10 protein-coding genes are annotated in these 21,049 nt (G+C 72.8%); 9 read left to right on the forward strand and 1 reads right to left on the reverse strand.

What is annotated here, in order from left to right:
* Positions 1-37 precede the first annotated feature (37 nt).
* From C7444_RS15530 to C7444_RS15545, 4 genes are all read left to right on the forward strand, one after another.
* Complete coding sequence (locus tag C7444_RS15530; protein ID WP_110401768.1) at positions 38-790, forward strand: hypothetical protein; 753 nt, start codon at positions 38-40, stop codon at positions 788-790.
* A 254-nt stretch (positions 791-1,044) separates the two neighbouring features.
* The gene (locus C7444_RS15535) at positions 1,045-2,712 is read left to right on the forward strand and encodes a sensor histidine kinase (protein ID WP_110401769.1); all 1,668 of its coding nucleotides are present in this window, start codon (positions 1,045-1,047) and stop codon (positions 2,710-2,712) included.
* Complete coding sequence (locus tag C7444_RS15540; RefSeq protein ID WP_110401770.1) at positions 2,709-3,086, forward strand: response regulator; 378 nt, start codon at positions 2,709-2,711, stop codon at positions 3,084-3,086. The genes C7444_RS15535 and C7444_RS15540 overlap by 4 nt, the downstream gene beginning before the upstream one ends.
* The gene (locus C7444_RS15545; RefSeq protein WP_110401771.1) at positions 3,064-4,425 is read left to right on the forward strand and encodes an EAL domain-containing protein; all 1,362 of its coding nucleotides are present in this window, start codon (positions 3,064-3,066) and stop codon (positions 4,423-4,425) included. Before C7444_RS15540 ends, C7444_RS15545 begins: the two co-directional genes overlap by 23 nt.
* Here the strand turns inward: C7444_RS15545 and C7444_RS15550 are convergent.
* A complete protein-coding gene (locus C7444_RS15550; protein ID WP_110401772.1) occupies positions 4,317-6,641 on the reverse strand; it encodes a penicillin-binding protein 1A in 2,325 nt (774 codons plus the stop codon). The genes C7444_RS15545 and C7444_RS15550 overlap by 109 nt on opposite strands.
* 146 nt (positions 6,642-6,787) lie before the next feature.
* Between C7444_RS15550 and C7444_RS20310 the strand changes: the two genes are divergently transcribed.
* From C7444_RS20310 to C7444_RS15570, 5 genes are all read left to right on the forward strand, one after another.
* Positions 6,788-6,955, forward strand: a complete 168-nt coding sequence (locus C7444_RS20310) for a hypothetical protein (RefSeq protein ID WP_170130775.1) — start codon at positions 6,788-6,790, stop codon at positions 6,953-6,955.
* A 112-nt stretch (positions 6,956-7,067) separates the two neighbouring features.
* On the forward strand, positions 7,068-8,759 hold the full coding sequence (locus C7444_RS15555) for an NAD(P)/FAD-dependent oxidoreductase (protein ID WP_110401773.1): 1,692 nt from the start codon (positions 7,068-7,070) through the stop codon (positions 8,757-8,759).
* 238 nt (positions 8,760-8,997) lie between these two features.
* Entirely contained in the window at positions 8,998-12,360 is a 3,363-nt protein-coding gene (locus C7444_RS15560) for a DUF6603 domain-containing protein (protein ID WP_110401774.1), read from the forward strand.
* 10 nt (positions 12,361-12,370) lie between these two features.
* On the forward strand, positions 12,371-16,024 hold the full coding sequence (locus tag C7444_RS15565) for a hypothetical protein (protein WP_110401775.1): 3,654 nt from the start codon (positions 12,371-12,373) through the stop codon (positions 16,022-16,024).
* A 7-nt stretch (positions 16,025-16,031) separates the two neighbouring features.
* On the forward strand, positions 16,032-21,044 hold the full coding sequence (locus C7444_RS15570) for a hypothetical protein (protein ID WP_110401776.1): 5,013 nt from the start codon (positions 16,032-16,034) through the stop codon (positions 21,042-21,044).
* Positions 21,045-21,049 lie beyond the last annotated feature (5 nt).

Genomic DNA, 21,049 nt, shown 5'->3' on the forward strand with positions numbered 1-21,049 from the left:
GGACTGCCATGTCACCACCTACACAAGGAATCACGTCATGAAATTTCGTCTGCTGGTTTCCGCCCTGGCACTGTCCCTGGCGGCTTGCGGCGGCGGTGGGGGCGATGCCCCCGCGGCCTCCCTGCAACTGAGTGATCTGCAAGGCTTCTGGTCCGGTCCGCTGACCGGGACGGACCTGCACGGCGCCACCCACGCCGACAGCGTCGTGCTGAACGACGGCACGGCCTGGACGGTGCTGCGCACCGACACGGCCACGACCACGACCCTGGTCGGCCTGGTCAAGGGCCAGCTGTCGGTCTCGGGCACGACCTACAGCGGCAGCGGCAAGGATTACACCTTCTCGCCGGCCGCCGTGCGCGACGTGAGCCTGTCGGGCACGGCCTCGGCCGGCACGTCGCTGTCAACCAGCGTGCAGGTCAGCGGCGCCACCACGACCACGGCCAGCACCATGACCTACAACAGCCGCTACAGGACGGCAGCCGTGCAGGGTGATTTCGCGGGAGCCTGGCAAGGCTCCGTCGGGGGTGGTGCCGTGGTCGTGACCTGGACCGTCGCCACCAACGGCGCGCTGAGCGGCACCGACACCACCGGCTGCACCTATGCCGGCACGGTGCTGACCCGTCCGGAGGGCGTCGCGGTCTACAACCTGAACGTCACGGAAACCTGTGCCGGCGCCAGCAACACCTGGTCGGGCATCGCGACGCTCGACACGGCCAAGACCAAGGCCTCGTTTGCCTTCGTGACGGCGGACGGCTCGGCCGCGAACCTGCTGATCGCCACGAAGAACTGAACCTCGGCCCTTCCGCAAGGGCCACGCACCGACTCAGACGGCGGACCTGACCACGGGTCCGCCGTTTTTCATGGGACCGGCATCATGGCCCGCACCTCAAGTTCCGGGGCATGCTGCCGATAGGCTGGCGTAGGCCCGCACTGGCGTCAGTGATCCGGGCCGTCCACTCGATCGCACGGATGCCTCACCTCACCGATTCACTCGCGCCTGCCGTGCCGGAGCTGCCTTCCCGGCCGGCGTCCTGGAGGGCGGCGATGCGCCATTCGTGGCCGCTGATCTGCTTCTCCGGATTCCTGATCGTGGCGCTGTGGGCGGTGCTGCTCTATCAGGTCCGACGCGAGGCGGACGAGGCCATCCGGAACGCCGAGGTCAACCTCGGCAACCTGACCCGCGCGTTCTCGGAGCACACCGCCCGCACGCTCGAGGGCGCCGACCAGGCCATCCGCTTCGTGCGGTCCGAATACGCCGACCAAGGTCAGTCCCTCGACATCGGCGGCTACCTGAAGCAGAAGGCGATCATCGACTCGACCTTCCACCTGATCTCCATCATCGGCCCCGACGGCTTCGTGACGAAGTCCTCCCAGCCTTTCCAGCGGGTGGACCTGCGGGACCGCGAGCATTTCCGCATCCACGCCGAGCGTGCGCAGGACCGCCTGTTCGTCAGCAAGCCGGTGCTGGGCCGGGTCTCGGGCAAGTGGTCGATCCAGCTGACCCGCCGCATCAGCCCGCCCGACGGCGGCTTCGGCGGCGTGGTCGTGCTGTCGCTGTCGCCCGGCTACCTGACCCGCTTCTACCGTGACGTCAACCTCGGCCCGCACGGCACGATCACGCTGGTCGGCTACGACGGCATCGTGCGCGCCCGGGCCACCGGCCAGAGCGACCAGGCGGCCCAGGACGTCAGCGCCGGCCGGCTGTTCCAGGAGGCGATGCGCCACAAGAGCGGCACCGTGCGGGTCGCCAGCCACATCGACCAGATCGACCGGGTCTGGGCCTACCGGGCGCTGGACGACTACGGCCTGCTCGTGTTCACCGGCATGGGCAGCGAGGACGTGCTGGCCGAGTCGCGGCAGCGCCGCATGTCCTACCTCGGCGGCGCGGCGCTGGTGACGCTGGTCATCATCGGCTTCGTCGCCGGCCTGGTGCGGCGCACCCGCCTGCAGGACGCGCTGATGCGCCAGCTCCAGCACAGCAAGCGGCAGGCGCAGGCGGCCAACCAGATGAAGACCCGCTTCCTGGCCTCGGTGTCGCACGAGCTGCGCACGCCGCTCAACGGCATCCTGGGTTATGCCGAGCTGCTGCACGAGACCTCGGAGGACGCCCAGTCGCGCCAGTTCGGCGGCATCATCTACCAGAGCGCGCAGCACCTGCACCACCTGGTCAACACCATCCTGGACCTGGCCAAGATCGAGTCGGGCCGCATGACGGTGCATCCCGTGCCGGTGGACGTGCCGGCCCTGCTGAGGCAGGTGCATGCGCTGCATGCGGTGAACGCGCAGGCCCGTGGCCTGCAGCTGCGGCTCGACCAGCGGCCGGACTGCCCGGCCAGCATCCGCACCGACGGCACCCGCCTGACCCAGGTGCTGGGCAACCTGCTGGGCAACGCCATCAAGTTCACCGAGAGCGGCTCGATCACGGTGTCGGCCCGCACCGACCGGCAGGACCTCGTCATCGAGGTCCGCGACACCGGCTGCGGCATCCCGGAGTCGGTGATGGCCTCGGTGTTCACCCGCTTCCATGCGACCACGACCGCCTTCGTCCATCCCGCCCAGGGCGCGGGCCTGGGCCTGCCGCTGGCCCATGAACTGACGGCGCTGCTGGGCGGCACGCTGGTGATCGAGGCCACCTCGGCCGCCGGCACGACCGTCGTGCTGCGGCTGCCGCTGTCGGGCTCGCCCGCACGACTCGAGGAAGAAACCGCATGACGACCCGCCGGCACGCCCTCGTGGTGGACGACAACCAGCTCAACAGCCGCCTGGCGGCGCTGTTCCTGGAGCGGCTGGGCTGGACCACCGTGGCGCTGGACAGCGGCGAGGCCGCGCTGCAGGCGCTGCGCGACGGCGGTTTCGACCTGGTGCTGCTCGACCTGCGCATGCCCCGGATCGGTGGCGAGCAGGTCTGCCAGACGATCCGCCAGGAACTGGGCCTGACGCGGCTGCCGGTGGTCGCCTACACCGCCCACAGCATGCCCGAGGAGCGGGCGCGGATCCTGGCCTCGGGCTTCGACGGCTTGCTGATCAAGCCCATCTCGTTCAAGGACGTGAAGGATCTCTGCGATGCACTCCCGCTCCCGTCCTGAAGCCGGCGGCCCGGCCCCGGCTGCGGCATCCCGCTCGGCATGGATCGCCATCGGCGATCCGGCCGGGGCCCTGGCCGTGGCTCAGGCACTGAGCCTGGCGGGCTGGTCCATCCTGCGCACCACGCACACCCTGGCCGAGACCACCCAAGGGCTGGCCGAGGTCGCCGAGCCGGTGGACGTGGTCGTCAGCGGCCTGCATTTCCGCGACGGTGACGGCCTGCTGCTGATCCGTGCGCTGGCGCGCCTGCCTCGCCCGCCGGCCCTGTTCCTGGTCAGCCGCCAGCAGCGGGCGGTCATCAAGGCGGCCATGGCGCTGGCCGACGCCTGCGGGCTGCAGCTGGCCGGCTTCGCCGAACAGCCGATCGACCCGGACAGGATCGCCGCACGCATGGCGGGCTTCCAGGCCCGCCGGGCCCGGGGGCCACGCCCGGCCGCGCCGCCGCTGCTCGAGCGCGTGGAGCTGCAGGCGCTGCTCGACCTGGGCACGCTGGTGCCGTGGATGCAGCCCAAGGTCAGGCTCAGCAGCCACGAGGTGGTGGGTTTCGAGGCGCTGATGCGCGCCCACGATCCGACCGGTGCGCTGATCATGCCCGACCGGCTGATCTCGGCGCTGAGCGCCCACCAGCTGCTCGACGAGGCCACGCTGAGCATGGCCCGGCAGACCGTGGCCTTCGTCGCCCGCTGCCTGGGCGAAGGCATGGCCGTGAGCGCGTCGATCAACGTGTCGATGTCCTCGCTGTCCAAGGTCGAGTTCTGCCGCCGGCTGGTGGAGGTGGTCGAGGACGCCCGGCTCGACCCGAGCTGGATCACCGTCGAGATCACCGAGACCGATGCGATGGCCGATCTGGTCTCGGTGATCGAGAACACCGCACGCATCCGCATGCTGGGCTTCAACCTGGCGATCGACGACTTCGGCACCGGCTACTCCAGCCTCTACCAGCTGTCCTCGCTGCCGTTCTCCGAGCTGAAGATCGAGCGGGCCTTCATCGCGTCCGCCCATCAGGACCCGAGCCGGCAGGCGATCGTGCGGGCCTGCGCCCAGCTCGGCCTGTCGCTGGGCCTGCATGTCGTGGCCGAAGGGGTCGAGACCGTCGAGGAGCTGGCCCTGGCGGGCCACACCGGCTGCAGCGAGGTCCAGGGTTACCTGATCGCGCGCCCGATGCCGATGGCCGTGGCGCTGGACTGGCTGCGCGCGCTCGACGACATGCAGGTGCCCTGGCCCCAGCCGGCTCAGGGCGTGCTGGCCGGCGCGACGGACGTGGCCGGCGTCGAGGCCGCCTCTTCGGCGGGAGGGGCGGGCACGGCCGCGGCCGGCTCCAGCCCGATCGCGCTGACGTAGGCGCCCTCCGCGAGGTCGCCGTAGCGCCAGTCGCCTCCGGCCTGCAGCACCCCGTCGGGCACGGCGGGCGACTGCTCCGGCACGCCGCGCAGCGCACGCTCCATGAAGCTGATCCAGATCGGCAGCGACAGGCCGCCGCCGGACTCGCGGCTGCCCAGGCTGCGCGGCTCGTCGTAGCCCATCCACACCACGGCGACCAGGCCGGGCTGGAAGCCGGCGAACCAGGCATCGACCGCATCGTTGGTCGTGCCGGTCTTGCCGTACAGGTCACTGCGCCGGAGCTGGGCCTGCGCCCGGGCGGCGGTGCCGCTGCGGGTGACCTCCTGCAGCAGACTGTCGGTGATGAAGACGTTGCGCGCGGGCACGACCCGCAGGTCCTCGCCCAGCGCCGGGGCCGGCGGGGTCTCGAACAGCGTGCGGCCCTGCGCATCGGTGATGCGCTCGATCACCAGCGGGTCGACCCGGTGGCCGCCGTTGGCCAGCACGGCATAGGCGCCGGCCAGCTGCAGCGGCGTCGTGCTGCCGGCCCCGAGCGCGAAGGTCAGGTTGTCGGGCTGGCGTGCGGCGTCGAAGCCGTAGCGGCTGACCCACTGGCGGGCGTCGGGCAGGCCGACGTGCTGCAGCAGCCGGATGCTCACCAGGTTCTTCGAGCGGGCCAGGGCCTGCCTCAGCGTCAGCGGCCCGTCGAAGCGGCCGTCGGAGTTCTGCGGGTCCCAGCCTTCTTGGCCCGGCAGGTTCAGCGGCGCGTCGTTGATCAGCGTCGTGGGCATCACGCCGTGTTCCAGCGCGGCCGAGTACAGGAAGGGCTTGAAGCTCGAGCCCGGCTGGCGCCAGGCCTGGGTGACATGGTTGAACTGCTGGCGGGTGAAGTCGAAGCCCCCCACCATCGCGCGCACCCGGCCGGTGGCGGGGTCGAGCGCGACGAACGCGCCCTGGACCTCGGGCCACTGGCTGATGGCCCAGCCGCCGCGCGGCTGCTGCACCACCCGGATGACCGCGCCCCGGCCCAGGGCCAGCGGCGCGGCGGCCTTGGCGCCCAGCGCGGGCAGCGCCCAGCGCAGGCCCTCGCCGCTCAGGCGGATCAGCTCGCCGCTGGCCAGCTGGGCCTGCACCTCGCGCGGGCTGGCGCGCAGCACCAGCGCCACGCGCAGCTCGGCGTCATCGCGGTGGTCCCTGAGGATCTGCGCCACCTGCGGGCTGCCGGCCTCGAGGTCGTCGGGCAGCTCTTCCACCGCCTCGGGGCCGCGCCAGGTCTGGCGGTGGTCGAAGTCGAGCACCCCGCGGCGCAGCGCCGCCCAGGCGGCCTGCTGGTCGGTCGACACCAGCGAGGTGTAGACCCGGAAGCCTTCGGTGTAGGCCCGCTCGCCATAGCGCTCGAACACCGCGCGGCGCGCCATCTCGGCCACGTGCTCGGCATGCACCTCGACCTGCAGCCTGGAGCGGATGACCAGCTTCTCGGCCCGGGCCGCGTCGTGTTCGGCCTGGCTGATGACCCCTTCGGACAGCATGCGCGCGAGCACCACCTGCTGGCGCGTGGTCGCCCGCGCCAGGTTGCTGATCGGGTTGGCGTAGGCCGGGTTCTGCGGCAGGCCGGCGAGCATCGCCGACTCGGCGATCGACAGCCGGTCCAGCGGCTTGCCGAAATAGACCTGGGCGGCCGCCCCGAAGCCGTAGGCCCGGTGCCCCAGGTAGATCTGGTTCATGTAGAGCTCGAGGATCTGGTCCTTGTCGAGCTGCTGCTCGATCTTCAGCGCGAGCAGCGCCTCCTTGAACTTGCGCTCGAAGGTGCGGCGCGAGGACAGGAAGAAGTTGCGCGCCACCTGCTGGGTGATGGTGGAGGCGCCCTGGCGCATGCCGCCCGTCAGCGCGGCCACCACCGCCCGGGCGATGCCGATCGGGTCCAGCCCGTGGTGTTCGCGGAAGCGGCTGTCCTCGACCGCCAGCAGCGCGTCCTGCATGCGCTCGGGGATGGCGCCGATGGGCAGGTACTGGCGGCGTTCGGAGCCGAACTGCGCGATCTCCACGCCGTCGCGCGTGTACACCTGCAACGGCAGCCGGGGCTGGTAGTCGGTCACCTTGTCGAGGGCCGGCAGCTGCGGGTAGATCACCGCCGCGGCGATGCCCAGCAGCAGGACCAGCAGGGCCAGGGCGGCCCCGGCCAGCATCAGCCAGCGGCGCAGGAGGCGACCAGCGCCGTCAGGATCAGTGGTGGCCATCTCGGGGTCCGGTAGACAGGAGCGGCATTATGAAGTGGACCCGCGGGGTCACGGGCCCGGTTTCCCGCATGACGGCGTTTCGTTCGGGGTTCAACTTGTGGCCTAATCCGGGGTTCGAATATTTTTACCGTCCACCGGAGCCACTCATGGGCAACAAGATCAAGACCGAAGCCGACCGCGTCGCCACGCCGCGTCCTCCCGCACCCGTGGGCGTCGCCTACACCGCTGGCCGTGGCCAGAAGGTCAGCCTGGAGCGTGGTTCGCACACCCGCAGCAAGAAGAACCCGGGCAAGCGCGCCAAGAAGGGCGGCTGAGCTTGACTTGCCGCAGGCGAGGCTGACCCTGTCGGCCCCTGCGCACCCCAGGGCGGCCTCGACGGCCGTCTTGTCGTTTCTGGACCCGATTTCCTGCCCGTAGTCGCCGACCATGCTGCGCATCACCGAACTCCGTCTGCCGCTGAACCATCCGCAGGACGCGCTGCGGCCCGCGATCGTGGCGCGGCTGGGCCTGCGCAGCGACGCGGACCTGACCGGCCACACCGTCTTCCGGCGCGCCTACGACGCGCGCAAGAAGAGCGCGGTGGTGCTGATCTACACCGTCGACTGCGAGCTGGCCGACGAGGCCGAGGTGCTGCAGCGCCTGGCCGGTGACGCGCATGTGCGACCCAGCCCGGACACGAGCTACCACTTCGTCGCCCGGGCGCCGGCCGACTTCCACGCCAGCGGCGAGCGCCTGCGCCCGCTGGTGATCGGCTTCGGGCCCTGCGGCCTGTTCGCCGCGCTGATCCTGGCCCAGATGGGCCTGCGGCCGATCGTGCTCGAGCGCGGCAAGCAGGTGCGCGAGCGCACCAAGGACACCTGGGGCCTGTGGCGCCAGGGCGTGCTGACGCCCGAATCGAACGTGCAGTTCGGCGAGGGCGGGGCAGGCACGTTCTCCGACGGCAAGCTGTGGAGCCAGATCAGCGATCCGCGCCACCTGACCCGCAAGGTGCTGACCGAATTCGTCAAGGCCGGCGCGCCCGAGGAGATCCTCTACGTCAGCAAGCCGCACATCGGCACCTTCCGTCTGGTCAGCATGATCGAGAAGATGCGCGCCGACATCGAGGCGCTGGGGGGCGAGATCCGCTTCCAGCAGCAGGTCACCGACCTGCTGATCGAGGGCGATGAAGGACAGCGCCACGTGCGCGGGGTCACGCTGGCCTCGGGCGAGCAGATCCGCGCCGACCAGGTCGTGCTGGCCCTGGGCCACAGCGCGCGCGACACCTTCGAGATGCTGCACCGGCGCGGCGTGATGATGGAGGCCAAGCCCTTCTCGATCGGCTACCGCATCGAACACCCGCAGAGCGTGATCGACCAGGCCCGCTTCGGCCCCAACGCGGGCCACCCGATCCTCGGCGCGGCCGACTACAAGCTGGTGCACCACGCCCGCAACGGCCGCTCGGTCTACAGCTTCTGCATGTGCCCGGGCGGCACGGTGGTGGCGGCCACGTCCGAGCCCGAGCGGGTCGTCACCAACGGCATGAGCCAGTACTCGCGCAACGAGCGCAATGCCAACGCCGGCATCGTGGTGGGCATCTCGCCGCAGGACTACCGCCAGGACGGTCTCGGCGAAGGGCCGGTCAACCCGCTCGACGGCATGGCCTTCCAGCGCCTGTGGGAGTCGCGGGCCTACGAGCTGGGCGGCGGCGGCTACGTCGCGCCGGGCCAGCTGGTGGGGGACTTCATCAAGAACCAGCGCGGCCCGCGCTCCGGCCAGGCCTTCGGCCGCGTGCTGCCCTCGTACAAGCCCGGGGTGAACCTGACCGACCTGTCCGAGCCCGGCCGCGCCAGCCTGCCCGACTACGCGCTGGCGGCGATCCGCGAGGCCCTGCCGGCCTTCGAGCGCCAGATCAAGGGCTTCTCGATGGCCGACGCGGTGCTGACCGGCGTCGAGACCCGCACCTCCTCGCCGCTGCGCATCAACCGCGGCCGCGACCACCAGAGCCTGAACGTGCGGGGCCTGTACCCGGCGGGCGAAGGTGCCGGTTATGCGGGCGGCATCATGTCGGCCGGCGTCGACGGCATCGAGGCCGCCGAGGCCTTGGGCGTCCAGCTGCTGGGCCCGGCCGCCAGCCGCTGAAGACCGGCCGCCACTGCGGCGATCCTGGCCCGGCAGGGGAGGGATCCGCCTGCGGTCACCCAGGTTACGAATTTGCCATTTCGCAAGTTTGTGTATCGTTTCATTCCGGACGGAAAGAGCACGCGCATGATGCGCCGTGATCTGAAGCCGTCTCGCCGATGACGTGCATCCGGGCCTGCGGCCCCTGCATCGGACAGCACCGCTTCGCACGGTCGCGGGTCCGGACAGGGAGCAGCGCATGGCCGACATGGCATTCGAGCGGGTTCACGCATGGTTCGTGCAAGCGGTCGAGCGATCGCTGGACGACGTGGCGGACGTGGCGCAGCGGGACCTGCTGCGCAAGGTGCTCTGGAGCCTGGCCGATCCGGTCGACCCGGCGGTGGCGCCTCCACCGGCCTTGCCCGGCGCCTTCCGGCAGCCGGGGGTGTCCGGCCGATCGTTGTCGATCGCGGCGATCGTCGTCGGCGAGGCCCTCGTCGCGATCGATCCGCTGAAGACGGCGATCGCCGCCATCGCCGGGGGCCAGCTCGGCGAGGCCAGGGAGGCGATCCGCTCGCTGATCGAGCAGATCCGCCGCGCCGCCGGCGGCGCCCGTGTCCACCCGAGCGCCTTCGGCCTGGGCAAGCTGCTGCTGACGCTGTCGCGTGACGTGCTGGCTGCGCTGCCCGGCGATGCGAGCGTGCCCCGCGCCCGCCAGCTGGCCCGGCTGGTCGATGCCGATCCAGCCCGCCTGATGCGCACCTCGTCGACGCTCGGGGTGCAGACGCTGCTGCTCGGCGCGGTGCTCGACAAGGCCTTCGCCGACGATCCCGCCACCCAGCTCAAGGACTGGGCCGACTTCGTCGCCGGCAGCGCCTTCGGCGTGGCCGCCGCGCAGATGCCCCGCTTCACGCTGGTCGAGTCCCCCCCGCAGCCCGGCAGCACCGGGCAGCTGGAGATCACCGGCTTCGACCCCGCCCGGGGCGTGCGTTTCCTGATGGGGGTCGACCTGCAGCGGCAGATGACCGAAGGTGAGCACCAGCTCACGCTCGATCTGAAGGCCCGCGGCGGGCTGCAGGTGCGCTGGGACGCCGGCCAGCCACCGGTCAGCGAGGACCCGGCCCGGCCGCTGGGCATGGCGCTGGGGCTCACGCTGAAGGCCGCCTCCGGCGACGCCGGCGTGTTCGGCCTCCAGGTGCCGGCCGATCACCCGGTGGTGCGTTTCCAGCTCGACGAGCTCGGTGCTGGCCTGCGGCTGGAGCGGCCGCCCGGCCAGGCCCAGCTGGCCCCGTCGGTGACGCTGAAGTTCAAGGGCGGCAAGCTGATCCTCGACATCGACCAGATCGACCCCACGCTGCTCGGTGCGGTGCTGGGCCACCGGATCGAGGTGGCCTTCGACATCGAGGCGCTGGCCGATGGCGCCGGCGGACTGCGCCTGAAGGACGGCAACGGCCTGCGGGTCAACCTGCCGATCGACCGCCTGCCCGCCGGGCCGTTCGACCTGCAGCTCATCACGCTGGCGCTCGAGCCCAAGGACGACTTCGCCCGCCTGGAGGCCGAGCTGTCGATCTCCTGCGCGCTGCAGCTCGGGCCGTTCAGCGCCTCGGTCGAGCGCATCGGCGCGCGGCTGCAGATCGTCACGGCCGACGGCAGCACGACGCTGGCCCTCAAGCCGCCCACCGGCATGGGCCTGTCGCTGGCCGGCGGGCCGATCCAGGGCGGCGGCTTCCTGTCGCTGGACTTCGAGGCCGGCGAGTACAAGGGGGCGCTGGAGCTGAAGATCGCCGGCATCGGCGTCAAGGCGCTGGGCCTGCTCAACACCCGCCGCCCGGGCGGGCAGTGGTCGCTGCTGCTGCTGATCTTCGGCAACTTCCCGCCCATCCAGCTGTCCTGGGGTTTCGTGCTGACCGGCGTGGGCGGCCTGATCGGCGTGCAGCACACGACCGACACCGGCGCGATGGCCCGCGAGCTGGGCAACGGCGGGCTCGACGCGGTGCTGTTCCCGAAGGACGTGGCCGGCAACGCGCCGCAGATCTTCCAGACCCTGTCGACGCTGTTCCCGTTCAAGCCGGGTGGCTTCGTGCTCGGGCCGATGCTGGAGGTGGGCTGGGGCACGCCGACGCTGGTGTCGCTGCGCATGGGCGTGCTGATCGAGGCCAGCCAGATCGCCATCCTGGGCCAGCTGGTGATCCAGATCCCGCCGCTGGTGGACAAGCAGCTGGCCATCGTGCTGCTGCAGCTGGATTTCGTCGGCAGCATCGTCTTCGATCCGTTCAAGATCGCCTTCGACGGCAAGCTGCGGGACTCGCGGGTCGCGCTGATCTCGATCACCGGCCAGTTCGCCTTCCGCGCGGTGTTCGGCGACAAGCCGACCTTCCTGATCTCCGCCGGCGGTTTCCATCCCCGTTTCGCCGACATCCCGCCCGACGTGCCGATGCCTTTCGACCGCATCGGCGCGGGGTTCTCGATCGGCATCATCGGCATCAGCATCAAGGGTTATTTCGCGATCACCGCCGCCACCGTGCAGGGCGGCTTCGAGGTCAAGGTCTGGGGCGACGTCGGCGTGGCCTCCTTCGACGCCGGCCTGGGCTTCGACGCGATCTGCTACCTGCAGCCGCGCTTCTGTTTCGATGTCGAGTTCCGTGCCTGGGCCCATGCCGAGGTCTTCGGCATCGGGCTGGGGGTCAGCCTGCGCGGGCTGCTGCAGGGGCCCGGGCGCTGGCGCATCCGCGGTGAGGCCTCGGTCGACCTGGGCTTCTTCGGCAGCGTCGACGTCGACTTCGACGAGGCCTGGGGCGAGGACACCGACACCCCGCTGGTCACCGAGAACGCCTTCGCCCTGCTGGTGGGCGAAGCCGGCAAGCGGGACAACTGGAGCGTGCAGCTGCCTTCGGGCGACGAGAGCTGCATCACCGTGGCCCGCCGCGAAGGCGAGAGCGATGCGCTGGCCCATCCGATGGCCTCGCTGACCTTCACGCAGCGCCGCGTGCCGCTGAACCGCACGCTCGACAAGGTCAACGAGGCCCGGGTGGCGGGCTCGCGCCAGCTGGCCGTCAGCGGGGTCACCTTCGACGGCCTGCCGGTGCCGGCCGCCCGCAGCCGCCAGCGCGAGCAGTTCGCGGCCAGCCAGTTCTTCAAGGTCTCCGACGACGACAAGCTCACCAAACCCTCGTTCGAGGCGATGGACGCGGGCGAGAAGTTCCATTTCGACGAGTTCGAGTTCGGCCCGGTGCAGAGCGCCCCGGTCGACTGGGAGACCCGGGACCTGAGCCCGCAGCCGGGCGGGCTCGGCCACCTGGGCCTGCTGGCCGACATGCTGCAGTCGCATCACCTGTCGGTGCTGCATCCGGGGGCGACGGACTGGATGGTCACCACCGGTGCGGTCGCGCGCAGCGGCCTGCGCGGTCTCGACCGCATGCTGCCGGCCGACCGGGCCCCGCTGAGCGTGGCCGATGCCGTGCCCATGGTGGTGACGGCCCGGGCCGACCAGGGCGCCCGGGTCGCCGCGGTACAGGCCGGCACCTGGGCGGCGACCCAGGCCTTGCAGGGCCGTGCGGGCAGTGGCGTGCAGGCCCGCCAGTGGCAGGTGGTCGAGCTGCACGAGCTGGTCGGCACCCTCTGAGGAGCATGTGATGAGCAACCCGTCCGCCCACCTCGAGTACCAGTTCCTGCCCTGGGCCCGACGCGGCCTGGCCCGTGCGCACGCCAGCCAGCAGGTGCTCGGCCGACCGGTGCTGCCCACGGTCCAGGTCGGCCTGGTGCTGCAGGGCCGTGTCGGCGAGGACCACGACGACACCGCCGGCATCGACCTGAAGATGCTCGGCCCGGCCGACGTGGTGGGGCTCGATCCCCGTGTCATCGTGCGGCTCGAGCCCCGGGCGAACCTGCACGATTTCGAACCCAACTACCTCGCCGCGATCGAGTTCGATCCCCCCGACCTGCCCTGGATGCTGACCCCGGCCCGGGCCGATGCGCGCCAGCGCCTGACGCCCTGGCTCACGCTGGTGGTGTTCAAGCGCAGCGAGGTCGACGAGCCGCGCCTGCGCACCGCCCGGCTGCTGCCGTCGGTGGTGCTGGAGCAGGCGGTGCCGCTGCCCGACCTGGGCGAGGCCTGGATGTGGGCCCATGCCCAGGTGCTGCACGACGGCACGTCCGGCGAGACGCCCGACCTCGCCGCCGGCCTGAAGCACCAGCCGACCCGCAACCTGTCGCGCCTGATCTGCCCGCGGCGGCTGGAGCCCGACACCGCCTACGTCGCCTGCGTCGTGCCGGTGTTCGAGCAGGGACGGCGCGCCGGGCTGGGCCAGAAGGTCGCGCCCGACGAGACCCTGGCCTGGTCCTGGTCCGGGGCCCAGGCCTCGGGGCTGGAGCTGCCGCTCTACCACCACTGGAGCTTCTCGACCGGCCCGGCCGGTGACTTCGAGACGCTGGCCCGCCGCCTGAAAGCCCCGGCCGAGCAGGATCAGGCCACCCGCGAGGCCCTCGGCCGGCTCGGTCGGGCGCCCGTCGAGGTCGACGCGGACCTGCTGCTGCAGGACCCGGCCGTGCGCGCCGGGGGCCGCGAGGCGGTCCGGGCCGCATACCTGGCGCAGTACGAGGGGGCGATGCTCTCGCTCAAGCCCGGCATCCTGGCCGAGCCGGGGCAGAGCGAGCAGATCGCCGCCGACCTGGCGGCGCTGCTCAACGCGGGCGAGCTGCGGGCGCTGCGCAACCTGGCCCTGGAGGAGGAGGAGCAGGCCGCGCACGAGGTCACGCTGGTCGGCCCGCCCGTCTACGGCGCCTGGCATGCCCGGGCCCATGCGGTGAACCCGGCGCTGCGCAGCCGCTGGCTGCACGAGCTGAACCTGTCGGTGCCGCGGCGCCTGGCCGCCGGGGTCGGCACCCGCGTGGTGCAGGCCCACCAGGAGGATTTCATGCAGGCCGCGTGGCAGCAGATGGGCGACATCCTGAAGGCCGAGCGGCTGCTGAGCCTGGCCCATCTGTCGGTGCGCTCGCTGGGTCGCATCGTGCAGCGGCTGGAGCACCTGAGCCCGGAGCGGCGGCTGCAGTTCCTGGCCCCGGCCGCCTCGCGCATGATGCACACCGGCCAGCCCGGACCGGCGCTGACGCTGTGGGGTTACCTGCGCACCACCAGCCTGCCCGACGCGGCGGCCGATCCGGCGATGCGCCGTGGCCTGGCCGCCGGCCGGGGCTGGATGCGGCGAGCGGAGCCGGCGCCACGCGCGGTGCTGGGCACCGAGCTGACCCGCAGCTTCGCCAGCGTGGACCGGCTGGGCCGCCTGCTCGACGTCGCCCGTTTCCGGGTCGACGGCATCGGCGGCCTGCGCGCCCTGGAGGGGCTCGTGCTGCCGCAGGATCCGCAGGCCACCCTCGACGTGCCCGGCCTGGGCCTGCGGCTGCGCGTCGAGTCGCTGCAGGGCCTGCAGCAGGAGCAGCAGGCCCTGCGGGGCCTGAAACCCGAGGCCTACCGGCGACCGTCGGTCAGCGACAAGCTGGCCGCGGGGGTGCTGCTCGACCGCCACTGGAACCGCATCGACGAGCTGACGTCTGCGCTGGCCCGGGACGCGGCGGCCGGCGGGCCGGCACAGGCCGCCCCGGAGGCGCTGGACATCGCCGCCGGGCTGCTCGACGAAGGCCGGCTGCGGCCCGAAGGCGTGCTGCTGTCGGCCGTGCGCACCGACCGCGGCTTTTCGCTCGCCGCGCCCCAGGGGCTCAAGGTCGACGCCCGCAACGGTGCGCTGGAAGTCGCCAAGGCGCTGCGGTCGCCAGCCGGCCCGCGCGGCGCGCCGCTGGCCCGCGGGGTCAAGCCCGGGGCCATCGCCACCGTGGCGATCGCGGCGGTGCGCCGGCAGGGTCACCAGGCGCTGTTCAACACCTTGCCGGTGGGCACGCTCGCCCGCCCGGCCGACCCCGGGGCCCCACCGCAGCCGGTCGAGATCGGCCTGCGCCCCGGGGGCCGCTTCGACGCTCCGGCCGCCACGGTCGTCGGCCCGGCCGCGACCGGGCGGATCGGCGACCGCATCGGGATCACCGTCGTGCCCCCGGTGCACGACGCACCGACCCTCGACCGTTTCCGCCTCGCCTGGCGCGACCGCCTCGAGCGCGAGGCCGCACCGCGGCTGCCTCGCGCCATGCGCATCGAACCGGTGGCCTACCGGACCGACACGGTGGTCGCGGCCGCCACGCAGGCGCTGGATGTCGCGCAGCAGGTGCCCCGGCGCATCAGCAGCCTGATCCAGCTGGCCGGCCAGTCGCTCGAGCTCGGCCGCGAGCAGCCCGGCCTGACCGCACGCCAGCTGGTCTCGATCGAGAAGTACGTGCTGCCGCCGTCGTTCGACCGGGTGATGGCCTACCCGCGCATCAGCGAGTCGCTCTACCTGAAGCTGGCCACGCTGGACCGCAGCGCCTTCATGCCCGGCGTCGAGTCCATTCCGGACGATGCGATCCTGCTGCTCAAGACCAACCCGAAGTTCGTCGACGCCTTCCTGGTGGGCTGCAACCACGAGATGGGCCGTGAACTGCTGTGGCGCGGCTTCCCGACCGACCAGCGGGGCACGCCCTTCCAGCGCTTCTGGCCCGCCTTCGACCCGGCGACCGTGGACATCGAGCCCATCCACCGCTGGCGCTCGACGCTGCCGCTGGGCGTGGCCGGCGCCCCGCGGTCGGTGGTGCCCGGCGTCGAGCCGGTGCCCCACGAGCAGCTCGTGCTGCTGGTGCGCGGCCAGCTGCTGCGGCGCTACCCCGACACCAACCTGTATGCGGTCGACCGGCGGGCCGGGGAGAGCGCCCCGGTGTTCGACGCCACCCGCACCTACACCAGCCCGGTCGGGGCCGGTGTGCTGCCTCCCGACATCACCTTCTTCCTGTTCCCGATCGATCCCGCCCGGGTGGCCGACTACTGGTTCGTGCTGGAGGAGCCGATGAGCGAGCCCCGTTTCGGCTTCGACGATGGCCAGGCGCCGCGCCAGGTGCCCCGGGTGACCCGCCGGGGTGGTGGCCAGCTGATCCAGGGCCTGCGCCTGAGCGGGCTGTCCCAGCCGCCAGCGGCCGACACCTGGCTCGACGTGGACTGGGGCGACGTCGGCACGCCCGTGGGTCGGCACCTGACGCTGCAGGACCTGGCGTCGGTACGGCTGACCCCCGAGAGTCAGCTGCCGTCGAACGTCCGGCGCAGCCTGGGCGGCCTGTCGGTGGCGGGCAGCCACGCCGCCCAGGTCGCGACCGCGCTGCTGCAGCGGCCCTTCCGGGGCTATTTCGCGGGCACGCGCCTCGCGACCACCGAGTGAGACCACCATGCCCAGACCGCCCCAGATCACCGAGCTGGCCGCCCTGAGGACCCGCCGGCAGCAGGACCGGACGGCCCTGAGCAGCGCCATCACCGAGGTCGAGCGGGCACGGCGCCAGCGCGACCGGCTGATCGCCGGGGCCGCCGACGACCAGGCCATCGCGGCGGCCCGCCAGGCCTGCGACGAGGCGGGACGCCGCTACCAGGCGAGCCGGGCCTCGCGGCAGCAGACGCTGGTGTCGATCTCGGCGCTGTCGCAGGCCGCGGCCCGCGCCGAGGACGACGAGCAGAGCGCCGCGCTGTTCGCCTCGCTCGAAGGCGAGTTCCCGATCCTGATGATGCCGGTGCGGCTGGAGACCCGTTACCTGCGTGACGCGCTGGGCCGGCCGGACCTGCTGGTGCGCCTCTACCCCGATGCGGTCCAGGTCTCGCGCCACCTGGGCGCGCTGACCGAGGCCGAGCTGCTGGCCGGCCAGGCCTACTGGCGGGCCCGTTTCGACCGGCCGGTCCAGGGGCCTGAGGCCGGCGCCGAGCCGGCCGAGCGCCAGCGTGAACAGCGTGCGCAGGCGCTCTGGGCCGATCTGGTGCGCACGCTGCGGGCCCCCCGGGCGGCGTATGTGGTCAACCGCACCCGGCCGCTCAATGCCGGGCTGCTGGAGGCGGAGCCGGCCGCCCCCGTCGAGCCGGACTTCGGCCCGGCGCCGGCCACCGCCTCGCGCCTGGCGGCCCAGCCGACCGCCCTGGCGCTGCCGGAACGCTACGGCGTCATCGGCCTGGCCCGTGGCGGACAGGTGGTGTTCCGGCGTTTCGGGGCACCGGTGCCCCGCGAGCTGGCGATGGCACCGATCATCGAACCCGGAGAAGCCCCGCCGCCCGGGCAGGCCCCCGACCCCTTCGACGGCGAAGCCGGCTGGCTGGCCCGCCTCGAGCCGGCCCTGGCCCAGGGCATGGCGGTGCGCATCACGCAGGCCGATGTCGATGCCTACCGGGCCCGCCACGCCGGCACGCCGGTCTTCAGCCTGAACGACGAGCTGGAGCGGCTGGTGGTCATCGGGGTCGACTGGACCCTGACGCCCGACGAGGCCGCCACCGAGATCGCCGAGCTGTTCGAGGGGCAGGCCGCCTCGGCGGGCATCGGTTTCATTCCGGTCGGCACGCCGACCAACAACACCACGGCCGGCTCGTCCGGCCATTCCCCTTCGCTGCTGCGGGACCCGGCCGCCGCGCAGCCCACCCCGCCGGCGCCCGGCACCTCGGCCGTCGAGACGCTGCGTTTTGCCCTCGGCCTGCCCGAGCACAGCTTCACGCAGGTGAACCTGCCCGGCGCCGAGCTGGACGACGGTGCGCTGGGCGGCCACATGGCCAATGCGCTGTATGCCGGCACGATCGGCAGCTACCTGCACGAGATGTGGTCCGACCCGGCCGGCCCGCACCGCCTCGATGCCGGCACGCTGGAGTCGCTGCGTGAGCATGTGGTGAGCTGCCTGCGCCCGGCCGGCCCGCTCCAGCCGCTGCGCATCGACACCCAGCCCTACGGCGTGCTGCCGGTGGTGGCGGCGGGCCGTTTCGTCGGCCAGGATGCGTTCGAATCGGGCCTGGCCCAGGTGCTCGGGCTGCTGCGGCCGTCGTGGCGCCTGGCGCTCGAGCAGGTGCCACGCTTCGATGGCCAGGTGCCCACGACCCACGCGCTGCTCCAGCAGGGCCCCTGGGCGCAGGCGGTGAGCTACCGCCGCATCGAGCGCGAGCCGGTGGCCTCGAGCGCCCAGCTGCTGCTGGCGCGTTTCCAGCAGTCGCAGCGGCAGCTGCCCGGTGGCCTGTTCATGCAGCTGATGAGCGCCGCCTGGGGCGCGCAGACGGTGTCCTCGGTGTCGATGGCCAGCCTGGCGCAGGCCACGACGATGATGGAGGCCGAGACCTCGCGCCTGCCCGCGGCCATGCCCTGGGTGATGGCCGACCCGGAGGTGCGCACCCGCGAGGCGGACGCGGCGACCCCGGCGCCGGCCTACCTCGGCGAGATCGCGCAGGCGATCGACCGCGGGGTCGACCTGAAGGGCCGGTTCGCGCAGATGCGCCAGGCGGGCTCGCTGCTGCAGGGCCTGCTCGCCTGGTCGGTCGACCGCGAGGCCGATGCCGGCAACCTGTCGCTGGTCACGCAGGTCAGCCAGGCGGTGCTGGCCGGGCAGGCGCAGTCGCTGATGAAGACCCCGCGGGCGCTCGGCATCGAGGCCGCGGCACCGGTCGAGGCCGGCCTCGAGATCGAGGACAGCGGCCAGCTGGCCGCGCTGCGCCTGCCGAGCCGCACCGGGGACGACACCATCGGCACCCATGTGGCGCGCCAGGCGTCGGCGGCCCACCATGCCGCGCGGGCCGAGGGGCTCAAGGTCGAATACGCCGCCTGGCACCAGAGCCACCGGCGTGAGGCGCTCGACGACTGGAAGCTCAAGCTGCGCCTGCCCGGGCGGCACCTCGCCAGCGTGCGCTCGAGCCTGGACGAGCTGGGCGGGCGCACCGTCGGCGAACTGAACTGGGCGCTGCGGACCACGCTGGACGCCTTCGACCACCGGCTCGACGCCTGGTGCACCTCGCTGGCCACGCGGCGGCTGGCCCGCCTGCGGGCCGGCAGCGACGGCCAGCGCCGCACCGGGCTGCACGTGGGGGCCTTCGGCTGGGTCGAGCGCCTGCGGCCCGACCCGGTCGGCCGCCGTGAAAGCCGGGGCCACCTGCTGGCCCCGTCGCTGCGCCATGCCGCTGCCGCCGCGGTGCTGCGCAGCGGCTACGACAACGGCGACGCCCGTGAGCGCCAGGCGCTGGCGCTCGACCTGAGCTCGCACCGGGTGCGTGCGGCCCGCGACCTGTTCGAGGGCCTGGCGCAGGGCCAGCCCCTGGCGGTGCTGCTCGGCTACCGCTTCGAGCGCGGGCTCAGGGATGCCGCGCTGGGCCAGTACATCCTGACCGGCCGGCAGACGTTTCCGCTGCGCCCGGCCGGCCTGCGGGCCGACGGCACGTCCGAGGCGGTCAGCGAGGTCATCGCCACGCGCGATGTCGTCGACGGCGTCAAGCTGCTGTCGCTGACGGCCGGTCAGCTGGCCGATGCACTGGCGACGGCACACGCCGCCGCCGGCCTGGCGGTGGCCGCGCCGGACCTCGATCGCCTGCGGGCGCTGCACGGCGAGCTGAGCGAGCTGTGGGATGCGGTGGCCGACGTCTCGATCACCGAGAGTGTCCACCAGCTCGCGCAGGGCAACATGGAGCGGGCGGCCGCGGCGCTGGCCACGCTCGACAAGCAGACCCAGCCGGTCGAGCCGCAGTCGGTGCTGAGCCCGCGCGACGGCATCAGCTACACCCAGCGGGTCGTGCTGCTGCTCGACCCCGGGGCGCCCGCCCCCGAGGGCTGGCCGGTCGACGAGATGGCGCGGGCCGAGCCCTGGGTCAATGCCTGGCTGGCCGAGCTGATCGGTGCGCCCGGCCGCTGGCGGATGCGGGCCTCGGCGCAGGTGGAGGGCGAGTTGCAGCCGCTGTCCATCGAGGTGCGGGTCGACGGGCTCGGCGCCTCGCCGCTGACCCTGATGATGGCGGTGAACGCGCCGGGCACGGGCAGCGGCGCGGACCAGGTCGGGCCGGCCGAGGGGGACGCGGGCGGCATCCAGGGGCTGAGCCGGCTGCGGCTGATGGTGGTCGAGGCGCTGCGGGCAACGCTCGGCCAGCGTTTCCCGGGCCGCCCGGCCTCGCTGGTGATCGAGGAGCAGCGCCCGGGCGAATCCGGGCTGCTGCACCTCGAGGCCCTGCTCGCGCTGGCGCAGCGCCTGCTGGTGCAGTCGCGCCCGGCCACCCGGCGGGACCTGGCGGTGATCGAGCCCCGCTTCGACCGCGGCTCGAGCGACGGCGATTTTCCCGGCGTGCAGGCCGACGAGCTGTTCGCCCGGGCCGATGCCGCCCGCCGCGCGATGGCGCAGGTGCAGACCCGGCTGGATGCGGCAGTGACCCAGGCCGACCTGGCGCAGGTCCGGGCCCTGCTGGCCCGCTGCCGGCCCTATGGCGTGCTGGGGGCGGAAGCGGAGCATCGACCCGACCGGGATGGCGCCGCCCGGGACGAGGCCGATCGGGCCCGCGCGGTGGCCGCGCTGGCTGACCTCGAGGCCCGTCAGCGGCGCATCGACGGGCTGCTCGCGGGGGTCGATGCGTCGCTCGCCGCCTCGACGGCCGTGGCCATCGACGTGCTGAAGACGATCTTCGGCAAGGCCTTCCCGGTCGTGCCGCTGTTCAGCATGGGCCCGGCCGCGCCCGTGGTGCAGGCCAGCCTGGCCGCCCAGGGCACGCTCACCGCCGGCCGCCCGGCGGCGGTGGCTGGCTGGCTGCCGAAGATCTCGAAGGTGCGTGACGGGGTCGAGCGGCTGCAGAGCGTGCTGCTGGCGCACGAGGCGCTGGTCGGCGCGCTGCCGAGCCGGCGCTTCGTGGTGCTGCAGTCCACCGCCCGGCCGACGCCGACCGCCCCCTGGCAGCAGGCCTGGATGGCCTTGCCCGAGGCCTGGCCGGCCGGCCCGCAGGCCGCGCTGCTCGGCACGGCCCATCAGCGCCCGGACCTGGCCGTGGCCCTGCTGCGCCCGGACGGCCTGGTGTCGGTGCACGAGGACACGCTGCTGGCGGGCCTGGTCTGCGACGACTGGGCCGAGACCGTGCCGCTGCACACCAGCACGGCCGCGATCGCCTTCCATTTCGACGCGCCGGGCGCCCGTCCCCCCCAGAGCCTGCTGCTGGCCGTGCCGCCGCAGGTGGGCATGGCGGCCTGGAGTTTCGAGGCGGTGCTCGACACGGTGCTGGAGGCCGCCGAGCTCGCGCGCCTGAGGGCCGTTCAGCCGGCGCAGCTGGCCGGTGCGGTCAACCTCGCGCTGCCGATGAACGCGATCTCGGATTCGGTGCGGGCCGACACCGCCGGCTTCGACATCAAGTGGCTGGCCGACGAGGCGCTGCGGGCCACGGCGGCCGTGACGGCGGGCAGCGTGTTCGCCAAGGGCAAGGTCTGAACGGG

It is taken from the genome of Sphaerotilus hippei (assembly GCF_003201595.1).
GTDB classification, from domain to species: domain Bacteria; phylum Pseudomonadota; class Gammaproteobacteria; order Burkholderiales; family Burkholderiaceae_C; genus Sphaerotilus; species Sphaerotilus hippei.